Origin of the sequence: Shewanella sp. ISTPL2 (genome assembly GCF_013283205.1) — a bacterium.
GTDB lineage: Bacteria > Pseudomonadota > Gammaproteobacteria > Enterobacterales > Shewanellaceae > Shewanella > Shewanella oncorhynchi.
The window spans coordinates 146,268-158,278 of record NZ_JAAPAV010000001.1 but is presented as its reverse complement, the minus strand read 5'-3'; the positions used below and the strand labels follow the sequence as shown (position 1 = coordinate 158,278).

The following is a 12,011-nucleotide window of genomic DNA, read 5'->3' as shown; positions in this document are numbered from 1 at the left end:
AAGTGCGACATTGAGGATGAAGGATTGTTTAAAGCCCTATTTTGTGCGCACCTTCATAAATTGGCGCTTTCGTTTTGTCAGCGCCAATTTCACTGCCTATGATGGGATATCCGAGTGACAAGCTAAGGTATTCCAATGGGCACAGCCACACTGCTTACGGGCAAACTCCTGTACGAACACCAAACCATTGCCGCTATGGTGGCGATTTATTGCAAAGCGAAACACCAAGGCCAAGACTCAACAGGTCTATGTGTAGATTGCATCGAGCTATTGGATTATGCCGCGACACGCCTAGATCGCTGCCCCTACGGACAAAACAAACCCACCTGTAATAAATGCCCAGTACATTGCTACAAACCCGCGCAGAAACAAATCGTCAAAGAGATCATGATCTTTTCTGGTCCACGGATGTTATTACCGCATCCCGTTCGTGCAATCAAACACTTACTCGCGGAACGCATTCCCGTTCCCAGCGTTGTGCCCGAGGCGGCTTCAAATCGTCATCAGCGCATAGCAAGCCAACAGAAAAACTAACGGCGATACTTTTACCGAGCCGATTTCCCTGATATAACAGGGCTCGAGGTATCGCATATGAACGAGTTTCATAGTTTTTTCACTCAAGCTTACTGGTGGTTGTCATTATTTGGAGGCGTACATTGCCTCGCGTTAGCTATTTATATTCGCTATTTCTATCACCCAGACGCTAACCAAAAACTCCTCGCCGCTTTCTTAAGTCTTATTGCTCTATACTTCCTCACGGGTATGTTGAACCGCGATAACAGTCCAATTCCCATTCATATCCTATTCAATCTGATTAACCCTATCTATTTTTTGCTCATGCCTTTGCTCTATCTCTATTGCAAACGCAGTTTAGCGCCAACCAATAAACCGCTAGGTTTTTCAAAGCATTACTGGCCATCTGCATTAACATTAGTTTTCGCCATTTTAGATATTGCCCTAAGATTAACTGCGCATCCCATCAACGAGTGGCAACCCATAGCTCTGATGCTTAAAGAAATGAGTATCAGCCAATGGGGCGCTCTACTCCCAGCGCTGTTATCTGTACAAACCTGTTTTTACTTTATCGCGCTGTGGATGTTGTTTCGTCGACATAAGCGCAATCAAAGAGATGTCACTCAAACCCAAGAGGCGCTCGGCACCATTCGGTTTCGTTGGCTGATAAGCTTGACCTTGGCCATGTTGTTGAATTGGTTAATCCGCGTATTTGTGGTGATCTTGCCTTTCTATCTTGGTGATAATCTATCGCTACTTTCCCACGCATTGCCAAGGCTGACCTTACTACTGAGCATGTATATGCTGGCGGTGTATGGGCTAAAGCAAATCACCCGCTCTGCCTACTTAAAAGGCCGCATGGCCGAACCACAGCTAGAGCAACGCCCACTCGTCATTGAAAATATTCTCACCCCAGAGGAGTATGAATTTTTGCATCAAGTTCAGCAGGACGATGCAGAAAAAAACCAAGGTTCTTCGCCACCTAAGAACTAATTGGCGAAACTGCACTCCAATCATCACCACCAATATCACTCCAACCATTAAGTCGAACACTGAACCTAAGCTGACACATATGTCACTTTTGGCTGTCATTTGTGTCGATAAAGGCTAGTCTGGAACAACTAAAGACTTGAAGAGGCGTTACCATGAAATCATTTTTAACAGCCATTGCGGCATCAACATGCCTTATTGTGAGCCTATTTGCTGCCCCAACTGTACATGCAGATGAAAGCTACGATCAGGCTGTAGTCAATTTCCAAAAAGCGAAAGAAACCAGTAAATTTTTCGACACAGCCTATGGCTATGCTTTATTCCCAACTGTGGGTAAAGGCGGAATTGGGATCGGTGCAGCCTATGGCAAAGGCCGAGTCTACCAAGGCGGTGCCTATATGGGTGATTCGAGTCTGACTCAATTATCCATCGGTTTTCAATTAGGTGGACAAGCCTACAGCGAGATCATCTTCTTTAAAGATGCCAAAGCCTATGAAGCCTTCACGAGCGGCAGTTTCGAGTTTGATGCCCAAGCGTCGGCAGTTGCCATCAACATGGGAGCAAGCGCTCAAGCAGGAACCACAGGCAACTCAGCAGGCGCAGGTCAATCGGGTGGTAATCGCTCCGCAAGCGGCTCTTATATCAACGGTATGGCGGTATTTACCGCAGCAAAAGGCGGCTTAATGTTTGAAGCCGCTCTTGCGGGTCAAGCCTTTAGCTTCGAGCCTAAAGCTAACTAACACGAACCATTCGACTGTGATATCAAACGGCGAGCCTAAATGCTCGCCGTTTTTTCTTAAATGATTACCTCAAGCTTCTGACTCAGATGTTCTAACTAAAACCAAGTCATTAGAATTGAGCAAAATAAGTTGAAATGCATATTTAACCTAGCGAAGTAATAACAAGGGGATATGGCTTTTACTGATCATCCTTGTGGTGTTACTACCCACAAAAAACTCCCTAATCCGCGAATGACCATAGGCGCCCATCACCATAAGATCGATTTGATGCTTAAGTTGATAGATCTCAAGGACCGTTTGCACTTCTCCCTGACAAACGGCGGTAACCACATTGAAATCCGCCGCAATCAGAGACTCGGCCACCAACGCCAGTTCAGCGGTCGCCAGCGATTGATCATCAGACACCATCACTAAATGACATTCGAGCCCTTTAAGTAGCGGACTGCTTACAACTCGATCGAGGGCTTTTCTTGCGGTCACACTGCCATCATAGGCGATCATAAATCGCTTCGGTGCAGTAAACTCGTCCATCACCACTAAAATAGGCTGCTTAAGCGTGCGAATGACATTTTCTAAATGGCTGCCAATGGCCTGCGCTTGATCTTGATGCTGCTCCCCTTGACGGCCCATCACCACCAGTCTGGCATGGGATTCTTGCTCTAACAGAGTTTCGACTAAATCGCCGTGACGCTGCAAGGTTTCAACCACGACTGCGGGTTGTGCCTCCACGATGCGCGTTTGCGCATCTTGCAACATATACTTACCCTGCTCGAGTGCCAGCTTGCCTCGGCGCGCTTCGAGCTCAACCATTTCATTGAGCAAGTGCTCCCGTGTACCTAGGCCAATATTTCCTGACAGATCTGACTCTATCGGATAAGCAGACTTATCCAATACATGCAATAGAGTTACTGGGGCATCCAGTTGCTGAGCGGCCCAGCTACTGGCGTCACATACGGCGAGTGTCACTTTTGAACCGTCGATACAGGCAATCACATTTGTCATCGTTATTTTCCTTTTACTGTGTTGCTAAGGGCTTAGTGACCAGACATCATGTTTTCAACGTCTTCAGGCTTATCGTGCACCCCAAATTTATCGACTATGGTTGCACTGGCTTGGTTAAGGCCAATCAACTCCACTTCAGTTCCCTCGCGACGGAATTTAATCACTACCTTGTCTAGAGCCGATACCGCAGTAATATCCCAGAAATGCGCTTGAGATAAGTCGATAGTCACCTTATCAACCACTTCCCTAAAATCAAATGAATTACTGAACTTATCTGCCGAGGCAAAAAAGACTTGCCCAATAACTTGATAATGGCGACCTGCGTCGGCAGCAGCCGTTACACTCTTAACCACCATAAAACGGCCCACTTTATTAGCAAAGAACAGAGACGCGAGTAATACCCCCACAAATACTCCCATAGCTAAGTTATGGGTAGCGACCACCACAGCAACGGTCGCCACCATCACAAGGTTGGTTGATATTGGATGATGCTTAAGATTACGAATTGAATCCCAAGAGAAAGTACCGATAGACACCATGATCATCACGGCAACCAGTGCCGCCATAGGGATGAGCTTTAACCATTCACCGAGGAATACAATCAATATGAGTAGAAATACCCCCGCTGAAAAGGTCGATAACCGTCCGCGACCACCCGATTTAACGTTGATGATCGACTGACCGATCATAGCGCAACCAGCCATACCGCCCATTAAGCCCGCGCCAATATTGGCAATACCTTGGCCCTTACACTCGCGGTTTTTATCGCTTTGGGTATCGGTTAAGTCATCGACTATGGTGGCAGTCATCATAGATTCCAGCAACCCCACCACGGCAAGGCCGGCCGAATAAGGGAAGATGATCATCAGAGTTTCAAGGGTCAATGGCACTTCAGGCCAGAGGAAAATAGGCAAAGTATCAGGCAGTTGTCCCATGTCGCCGACAGTACGAATATCTAACCCCATATAAACCGCAAAAAGCGTTAATCCGACAATACACACGAGAGGCGAAGGTAAGGATTTACCAATCACAGGGATGAGTGGGAATAAGTAGATAATACCAAGGCCTGCAATCGTCATCGCATAGACATGCCAAGTCACATTGGTCAGCTCGGGCAACTGGGCCATAAAGATCAGAATCGCCAGTGCATTCACAAAGCCCGTCACCACAGAACGGGAGACGAAACGCATCAAGCTTCCTAGCTTTAAGTAACCCGCGGCAATTTGCAGCACACCAGTTAATAGGGTCGCTGCGAGTAAATACTCGAGGCCGTGTTCCTTCACTAAGGTCACCATCAACAACGCCATAGCACCCGTTGCGGCAGAGATCATTCCAGGACGACCACCTGTAAACGCGATGACCACTGCGATACAGAATGAAGCATACAGGCCGACTTTAGGATCGACGCCTGCAATAATAGAAAAGGCAATCGCCTCAGGGACTAACGCCAGTGCAACCACAATACCGGCTAACAGATCTCCGCGTATGTTGGAGAACCACTCTTTTTTCATGGTTTGTATCATGCCACTCACTCTGATTGAAATTTAATCATATCTTCCAATAGCTAATATCAACACTTGACTCAAATGTCAGCGCATAGCCAATAAGGTACTTATGCGTCAAGGTGACGAAATGCAATTGGGATTATGGGGTACAGCAAAACAACTACCGAGTCGGTAGCGACTAAGGACGGATCTTAACAATCCAAGAAGGAAGGATTAAACTAATGCGGCTTAATGCTCATCACCGAAAAATAACCTCACTTATATGAGCCAACTCAAATTTGACTGCATTAAAAATAGTTGTGCTATTGGGAATAGCGACATAATGACGTGTATAAAACAGGCCGGAGTATAGAGAGTTGTTTGCTCAAAATCAAAAAACTTCAGTTAACATCAGAGTGATTAAAATACCCACCATACTTTGGTGGGCATTGAATAAAAACAACCGCAACAACTCAGGGATAACTTAGGTAAGTATTAAGCACCATCTGATATCGCTTTATGCCGAGGCAGTTTGATTGAGATAAGCGCTGCAAGCGCAATAAATGCTGCCGATATCCACAGACAAGCCGCCATGCCATACACTTGATACACCCAGCCAGACAACACAGTCCCGATCAAGCGTCCCATAGCATTAGCCATGTAGTAAAAACCCACATCTAACGATACGCCATCTTCATCCGCATAACTGACGATAAGATAGCTGTGTAATGAAGAGTTGATCGCGAATAAGACGCCAAACAGCATCAATCCCCAAATCAGTATATTCGCGGCATGGAAGTCATAACTTATCGCCAGCGCAATGCCTGCCGGCACTATGCTCAATATCGCCGCCCAACCTAAGGCGCTACGTCCATCGGGAACCTTGTTTTGGCTCGCCGACTTTGTCCCTGTCAAGCGAGGTGCAAAGCCTTGCACTATGCCATAACCTATTACCCAGAGTGCGAGAAAACCGCCGACATACCAATGATCCCAACCAAAGGTTGAGGCCAAATAAACGGGTAAAGCCACCACAAACCACACATCCCGCGCACCAAACAAAAACATGCGTGCGGCAGAAAGCGTGTTTACCGCCGGACTCTTAGAGAAAATTTCCGTGAACTTAGGTTTGTTTTTGGCTTTACCTAAATCGCGCTGCAAACTTAACAAACTAAAAATCCACACCAGCAATAGGCCAATCGCCATGCCTAACACGGCCTGTTGGAATCCAAACAGGGTCAGTAAGGCGCCGCCCAAGAAGAACCCCGCACCCTTTAGCGCATTTTTGGAGCCAGTGAGCATGGCAACCCACTTATACAGCTCACCCTGAGCATCATTGGGCACCAACAACTTGATACTGCTTTTAGCGCTCATTTTATTGAGATCTTTAGCGATACCCGACAAGGCCTGCGCCGCCATCACCCAAGCAACCGTCAGCATACCGCTAGGCACAAGCAACATGCTAAGGGCGACAATCTGCATAAATAGGCCCACATTCATGGTCTTATTTAAGCCTAAACGTGCCCCGAGCCAGCCGCCAACTAAGTTCGTTACCACCCCAAAGATTTCATAGAAGAGGAATAGTATGGCAATTTGCAGCGGGCTATAACCTAATCCATGGAAATGGAGCACCACTAACATACGTAATGCGCCATCGGTGAGCGTGAATGCCCAATAGTTGCCTGTGACCACCAAATACTGGCGGATCTCGGGTGATATGTTAGACAAGAACCCTGTCAGCTTACCCATAAAGCTTATGCCTTATCCATCAGACCGACCATGCGGGCCAGTTCGACGGTGCGATTGGCATAACCCCACTCGTTGTCATACCAAGCGTAGAGTTTGACCTGAGTGCCATTGATAATCATGGTCGATAGCGCATCGATAATGCTCGAACGCGGATCGGTTTTATAATCGACCGAGACTAATGGGCGTTCCTCATAACCTAAAATGCCTTTTAGCGGTCCGTCTGCCGCTTCTTTTAACAGGCGATTGACTTCAGCTTCGGTCGTTTTGCGACTCACCTCGAACACGCAATCGGTTAATGAGGCATTCGCTAATGGCACCCGCACCGCATGGCCGTTGAGCTTACCTTTGAGTTCAGGGAAAATATGGGTAATGGCCGTCGCCGAGCCCGTCGTTGTGGGGATAAGGCTTAAACCACAGGCCCGCGCACGGCGGAGATCTTTATGCGGTGCATCTAAAATAGTTTGAGTGTTGGTAATATCATGAATGGTCGTCATGGAACCATGCACTATGCCGAGGTTTTCGTGGATCACTTTAACGATTGGCGCCAAACAGTTAGTAGTACAGGAGGCTGCAGTCACAATCGGATGAATAGCTTTGTCATAGAGTTGATGATTCACTCCCATGACAACGTTTAACACGCCCTCTTCTTTAACAGGCGCAGTGACTACAACGCGTTTAACACCTTGATCTAAATAAGCTTGTAGCACTGCTTTGGTTTTCATCTTACCCGAAGCTTCAATCACAACATCACAGGCGGACCAATCGGTTTCCGCGATGGTTTTATTGCGTGTACAGCGAATACGCTTGTCATCGATAATAATGTCATCGCCCTCGGCATTGGCTTCGTACTGCCAGCGACCATGCACAGAGTCGAATGTCAGCAAATGGGCTAAGGTCGCCGCATCCCCTGCGGGATCATTAATCTGCACAAATTCAACCTCATCCCAGCCCCAAGCAGCGCGCAATGCTAAACGTCCCATACGGCCAAAGCCATTTATCCCGATTTTGATTGTCATACCTGCATCCTTCACACTCAGTTTTATATTAAGTGTTTTATATTATTTTTTAAGATTAAAGCGTTATCTGTTCGATATAGCCGCGTTGATGCCCTTCTCGTTGGCAATGGCCGTAATGATCTCAGCGGTTTTAGTGCATTTAGCGCATCCGCTACCTAATACTTTGATGTTTAACATTTTTATAATTCTCACAGAATGGGACCTATAGCGTTAAAGATCCAACCGATTAAGGTGAATGAAATCAATAAAATGGCAAAAACGATGGCCAGCAAACGCCATTGCATCACCTGCTTGAGCAAAATGAACTCGGGAAAACTGGCGGCAACCGTAGACATACAAAATGCTAATGTCGTCCCTACGGGCAAGCCATTAGTGATAAGGCTCTCCATGATAGGAATAACCCCTGTGGCATTGGAATACAGAGGAATACCAATCAATACCGCCACAGGAACCGACCACCATTGACCATCGCCTAAGTGGGCTTCGATCCAACCGTCAGGCACAAATCCATGGAGTGCGGCGCCAAGCCCAACCCCAATAATGACCCATTTCCACACTCGGCCAAAAATCTCTAGGGTCTCGCCTTTCGCAAATTCATGCCGTTCCGTTAACGTCATGGATGTTGATGTTATACCCTCGCTATTATCGTGACTTGCTTGCGCCTTACCTTGTTCGAGTGCTTTGGCGGCAAAGGACTGCAGCCAACGCTCAGCGCGAATCGTGTCCAAAAATGCCCCCGCCAACATACCCACTGACATGCCGACCAGCACGTATATCACAGTGAACTGCCAGCCTAGCAGACTCACAAGCAACAGTACGGCGACTTCATTAATTAACGGCGAAGTGATCAGAAATGCCATAGTGATCCCAACGGGGATCCCCGCAGAAGTGAAACCTAAAAAAACCGGAATGCTAGAACATGAGCAGAATGGGGTAACAGCGCCAAAACCCGATCCCATAAAGTAACCGACAAAACGATTTTTACCCGCCAAGTAATCCCGAACCCGCTCGACATTGAGCGAGGCCCGCACCAAAGCGATGCCATAAATCATCAGCAACAGGAGCGCAAAAATCTTAGTGGTATCTTCAATAAAAAAATGGATGGCGTCGGCGAGCTTAGTATTGGGCTCTAAACCCATCAAATCAAAAGTTAACCAGCCCGCTAAATCTGAAAATATTTGCAGCATTGTTACGCCACCTTAATATTAAGCAAAACTTTAGACACGTAAACATATGAAAAAACGTATATTTGAGGTTAAATTTTTGCTGCTAGTCTTCTAGCAGCAAGCTTTAGCACGGTCAGGACGCCCGCCCATCTTGCACAAATTACGCATATTTTCTTCAAGGAATACAGTGTTTTGGTTGGTAACTTCACTCAACACTAACTGACTCCATTCGGGTAAGTCATTATTGATACGATAGAAAATCCATTGCCCCTGACGGCGATCAACTAATAAACCGCATTTACGTAATTGGGCCAAATGTCGCGAAATCTTAGGCTGGGTCTCTTGCAATGCCTCGGTCAATTCACAGACACAGAGCTCCCCCTCTTGCTGGATCAACATCATGCAACGCAAGCGGGTTTCATCGGCTAAACATTTAAAAAACTGGGTTGGATTAATCATTGATGCCCTTAGACTGAACTAGTACAAACATTTTGTTCCTTTTGTTAACTTTCCTAAAGGTTCATTCAAACAGCAAGCTGTGAGCGGTAAGAAACAACACTCGTTTTTCATGGCTATGGATCTTTTGGAAAGACCTTGTACAATATATACGAATTTTCATATATGTAAATATCCGTATATAAGATCACCTTAAGTTTCACGCATTAGTCAAAATGGTGTTTGAGTATAGTGTTCAACACTAAGATACATACGAAAATTCACATATAAAAAATCATTCAAACCCACCGACAATATCGTTAGGTGAGGGCATTATTTTATGGTTGAGGGTAGACAATCTCTACTCTTTGAGGAGCTTGTATGTGGTTAGCAGGGGCAATTTTTGTTCTCACCATAGTGTTAGTAATTTGGCAACCTAAGGGGTTAGGCATAGGTTGGAGTGCTACCTTGGGCGCCGTATTGGCCCTACTACTGGGTGTGGTCCACTTAGGGGATATTCCTGTGGTATGGAATATTGTCTGGAATGCGACCGCCACCTTTATTGCCGTGATCATCATCAGTTTATTATTAGATGAGTCGGGATTTTTCGAATGGGCCGCGCTACATGTGGCCCGTTGGGGCAAAGGTCGTGGCCGTTTACTCTTTACTTACATAGTATTACTCGGCGCGACTGTTGCCGCATTGTTTGCCAATGATGGCGCGGCGTTGATCCTCACCCCGATCGTAATTGCGATGTTACTGGCTCTGGGCTTTAGCGCCGGAGCAACCTTAGCCTTTGTGATGGCGGCGGGTTTTATTGCCGATACCGCAAGTTTGCCGTTAATTGTCTCTAACCTAGTCAATATTGTTTCGGCGGACTTCTTCAACATAGGTTTTAACGAATACGCCTCTGTGATGGTGCCCGTCGATATTGCAGCTATTAGTGCCACCTTAGTCATGCTGCATCTGTTTTTTCGCAAAGATATCCCCGCGACCTACGACCTAGAAAAACTACGCGAACCTAAGGCCGCCATTCGCGACCTCAACACCTTTAAAACCGGTTGGGGCGTATTAGTCTTACTCTTGGTGGGCTTTTTTGGCTTAGAACCGCTCGGTGTGCCCGTGAGTTTAGTCGCTGCCGTGGGTGCCTTGATCCTGTTTGTTGTCGCGAAAAAAGGCCATGCCATAGATACCACTAAGGTACTTCGCGGCGCGCCATGGCAGATAGTGATCTTTTCACTCGGCATGTATTTGGTTGTTTATGGTCTTCGCAACGCAGGCTTAACCGATTACCTATCAAGCGTATTAAATAGCTTGGCAGAACAAGGGCTTTGGGCTGCCACTATGGGCACAGGCTTCTTGGTCGCCTTTTTATCGTCCATCATGAACAACATGCCAACGGTGTTAATTGGCGCCCTGTCGATAGACGGTAGCAATGCCACCGGCGTGATTAAAGAAGCCATGATTTACGCTAACGTGATTGGTAGCGATTTAGGCCCTAAAATCACCCCCATCGGCAGTTTAGCAACCCTGCTATGGCTGCATGTACTGGCGCAGAAAAATATTAATATTACCTGGGGTTATTATTTCCGCGTCGGCATTGTGATGACGCTACCTGTGCTATTTGTCACCCTAGCGGCACTGGCGCTGCGCCTCTCCTTCTAATCTTCGTGCATGGGCACTAGAGCATCTGTTTAGTGCCTATGAATAAATTTATAAGCAATTATTTATCAGAGGCATGTTATGACTAATATGATTGATGACAACATTAAGATTTACCACAATCCAGCCTGTGGTACATCGCGCAACACTTTAGCATTGATCCGTAATAGTGGAGTTGAACCCCAAATCATCCACTACTTAGAAACGCCACCCTCCCGCAATGAATTACTTAAGTTAATTAATGAGATGAAAATCTCTGTGCGTTCATTGTTACGCAATAATGTTGAACCATTTGAACGACTAGGACTTCCTGAAGACACATTTACTGATGAAGAACTGGTTAACTTTATGCTGACTTATCCCATTTTAATTAACCGTCCTATCGTCGTTACGCCGCGAGGCACAAAACTCTGTCGCCCATCTGAGACAGTGCTTGATATTTTGACCAAAGCACAACAAGGCCCTTTCACCAAAGAAGATGGCGAAATCATCATTAATGAACAGGGACAAAGAGTTCGCACATGAAACCACTAAACCACGATATGCCAGCGCTCAAGCAAGAATTAATGGTTAATAACATGGATATGGACTGTTTTAATCTAACTCCTTTAACCCACCCGCCTAGAATACTGATGCTTTATGGCTCAGTACGAGAGCGCTCCTATAGCCGACTGACGACGGAAGAAGCGGCTCGACTGTTAACGCACATGGGTGCAGAGGTGCGTATTTTTAACCCTTCTGGACTTCCACTTCCTGATGATGCGCCTGACAGTCATCCCAAAGTCATGGAACTAAGAGAAATGGTACGTTGGTGCGAAGGTATGGTGTGGTGTTCACCAGAACGCCACGGTGCAATGACCAGTATTATGAAAGCTCAAATCGATTGGATCCCTTTGGCTGAAGGTGCTGTCCGGCCTTCACAAGGTAAGACATTAGCAATAATGCAGGTGAGTGGTGGTTCACAGTCCTTCAACACACTAAACCAAATGCGTATATTGGGACGATGGATGCGCATGTTCACCATACCCAACCAGTCTTCAATTGCAAAAGCTTGGTTAGAATTTGACGAGGCAGGCCGAATGAAACCTTCGCCTTACTACGATCGCGTAGTTGATGTTATGGAGGAATTGATGAAATTCACTTTACTCCTGAGGGGCAATGTTAATTTCCTCACGAACCGATATAGCGAACGCAAAGAAAGCGCTTCAGAGCTATCAACCCGAGTAAATCAAAAAGAAATATAGATTAAACACTAAA

The 12,011-nt window shown here is 46.3% G+C and carries 12 protein-coding genes and 1 pseudogene; 6 read left to right on the top strand and 7 right to left on the bottom strand.

The features are described 5' to 3' along the window. The first annotated feature begins 135 nt into the window (after positions 1-135). From HUB64_RS00730 to HUB64_RS00720, 3 genes are all read left to right on the top strand, one after another. Positions 136-534 carry a nitrous oxide-stimulated promoter family protein gene (locus HUB64_RS00730; RefSeq protein WP_173496151.1) on the top strand — a complete coding sequence of 133 codons (399 nt, stop codon included), beginning with the start codon at positions 136-138 and terminating at the stop codon, positions 532-534. A gap of 57 nt (positions 535-591) precedes the next feature. Beyond that, positions 592-1,506: a hypothetical protein gene (locus HUB64_RS00725; protein ID WP_173248045.1), complete on the top strand. Its 915-nt coding sequence runs from the start codon at positions 592-594 to the stop codon at positions 1,504-1,506. A 152-nt stretch (positions 1,507-1,658) separates the two neighbouring features. Beyond that, complete coding sequence (locus HUB64_RS00720; protein ID WP_105250489.1) at positions 1,659-2,243, top strand: YSC84-related protein; 585 nt, start codon at positions 1,659-1,661, stop codon at positions 2,241-2,243. A 147-nt stretch (positions 2,244-2,390) separates the two neighbouring features. Here HUB64_RS00720 and HUB64_RS00715 read toward each other — a convergent pair whose 3' ends face one another. From HUB64_RS00715 to HUB64_RS00685, 7 genes and pseudogenes are all read right to left on the bottom strand, one after another. Next, positions 2,391-3,245, bottom strand: a complete 855-nt coding sequence (locus HUB64_RS00715; RefSeq protein ID WP_173496150.1) for a universal stress protein — start codon at positions 3,243-3,245, stop codon at positions 2,391-2,393. Positions 3,246-3,277: 32 nt separating this feature from the next. Continuing rightward, positions 3,278-4,768 carry a SulP family inorganic anion transporter gene (locus tag HUB64_RS00710; RefSeq protein ID WP_105250491.1) on the bottom strand — a complete coding sequence of 497 codons (1,491 nt, stop codon included), beginning with the start codon at positions 4,766-4,768 and terminating at the stop codon, positions 3,278-3,280. Positions 4,769-5,224: 456 nt separating this feature from the next. Continuing rightward, on the bottom strand, positions 5,225-6,475 hold the full coding sequence (gene arsJ, locus HUB64_RS00705) for an organoarsenical effux MFS transporter ArsJ (protein WP_173496149.1): 1,251 nt from the start codon (positions 6,473-6,475) through the stop codon (positions 5,225-5,227). Between the two features lie 5 nt (positions 6,476-6,480). Further along, a complete protein-coding gene (locus HUB64_RS00700; RefSeq protein WP_173248052.1) occupies positions 6,481-7,491 on the bottom strand; it encodes an ArsJ-associated glyceraldehyde-3-phosphate dehydrogenase in 1,011 nt (336 codons plus the stop codon). 84 nt (positions 7,492-7,575) lie between these two features. Next, a pseudogene (locus HUB64_RS00695) lies at positions 7,576-7,668 on the bottom strand (thioredoxin family protein); the annotation flags it as partial. A gap of 11 nt (positions 7,669-7,679) precedes the next feature. Beyond that, on the bottom strand, positions 7,680-8,678 hold the full coding sequence (locus HUB64_RS00690) for a permease (protein WP_173496148.1): 999 nt from the start codon (positions 8,676-8,678) through the stop codon (positions 7,680-7,682). A gap of 90 nt (positions 8,679-8,768) precedes the next feature. After that, positions 8,769-9,116: a metalloregulator ArsR/SmtB family transcription factor gene (locus HUB64_RS00685; RefSeq protein WP_105250495.1), complete on the bottom strand. Its 348-nt coding sequence runs from the start codon at positions 9,114-9,116 to the stop codon at positions 8,769-8,771. Positions 9,117-9,473: 357 nt separating this feature from the next. Between HUB64_RS00685 and HUB64_RS00680 the strand changes: the two genes are divergently transcribed. The 3 genes from HUB64_RS00680 (at position 9,474) to arsH (ending at position 11,998) form a co-directional block, all read left to right on the top strand. Then, the gene (locus HUB64_RS00680) at positions 9,474-10,757 is read left to right on the top strand and encodes an arsenic transporter (protein WP_173496147.1); all 1,284 of its coding nucleotides are present in this window, start codon (positions 9,474-9,476) and stop codon (positions 10,755-10,757) included. Between the two features lie 87 nt (positions 10,758-10,844). Next, positions 10,845-11,279: a glutaredoxin-dependent arsenate reductase gene (arsC, locus tag HUB64_RS00675; protein ID WP_217363115.1), complete on the top strand. Its 435-nt coding sequence runs from the start codon at positions 10,845-10,847 to the stop codon at positions 11,277-11,279. Then, positions 11,276-11,998: an arsenical resistance protein ArsH gene (gene arsH / locus HUB64_RS00670; protein ID WP_317629649.1), complete on the top strand. Its 723-nt coding sequence runs from the start codon at positions 11,276-11,278 to the stop codon at positions 11,996-11,998. The genes arsC and arsH overlap by 4 nt, the downstream gene beginning before the upstream one ends. The last annotated feature ends 13 nt before the right edge of the window (positions 11,999-12,011 follow it).

Bases quoted from the DNA above. Each gene is read 5' to 3' on its own strand.
- HUB64_RS00730 (WP_173496151.1), top strand. From the start codon at position 136: ATGGGCACAGCCACACTGCTTACGGGCAAACTCCTGTACGAACACCAA.
- HUB64_RS00725 (WP_173248045.1), top strand. From the start codon at position 592: ATGAACGAGTTTCATAGTTTTTTCACTCAAGCTTACTGGTGGTTGTCA.
- HUB64_RS00720 (WP_105250489.1), top strand. From the start codon at position 1,659: ATGAAATCATTTTTAACAGCCATTGCGGCATCAACATGCCTTATTGTG.
- HUB64_RS00715 (WP_173496150.1), bottom strand. From the start codon at position 3,245: ATGACAAATGTGATTGCCTGTATCGACGGTTCAAAAGTGACACTCGCC.
- HUB64_RS00710 (WP_105250491.1), bottom strand. From the start codon at position 4,768: ATGATACAAACCATGAAAAAAGAGTGGTTCTCCAACATACGCGGAGAT.
- arsJ (WP_173496149.1), bottom strand. From the start codon at position 6,475: ATGGGTAAGCTGACAGGGTTCTTGTCTAACATATCACCCGAGATCCGC.
- HUB64_RS00700 (WP_173248052.1), bottom strand. From the start codon at position 7,491: ATGACAATCAAAATCGGGATAAATGGCTTTGGCCGTATGGGACGTTTA.
- HUB64_RS00690 (WP_173496148.1), bottom strand. From the start codon at position 8,678: ATGCTGCAAATATTTTCAGATTTAGCGGGCTGGTTAACTTTTGATTTG.
- HUB64_RS00685 (WP_105250495.1), bottom strand. From the start codon at position 9,116: ATGATTAATCCAACCCAGTTTTTTAAATGTTTAGCCGATGAAACCCGC.
- HUB64_RS00680 (WP_173496147.1), top strand. From the start codon at position 9,474: ATGTGGTTAGCAGGGGCAATTTTTGTTCTCACCATAGTGTTAGTAATT.
- arsC (WP_217363115.1), top strand. From the start codon at position 10,845: ATGATTGATGACAACATTAAGATTTACCACAATCCAGCCTGTGGTACA.
- arsH (WP_317629649.1), top strand. From the start codon at position 11,276: ATGAAACCACTAAACCACGATATGCCAGCGCTCAAGCAAGAATTAATG.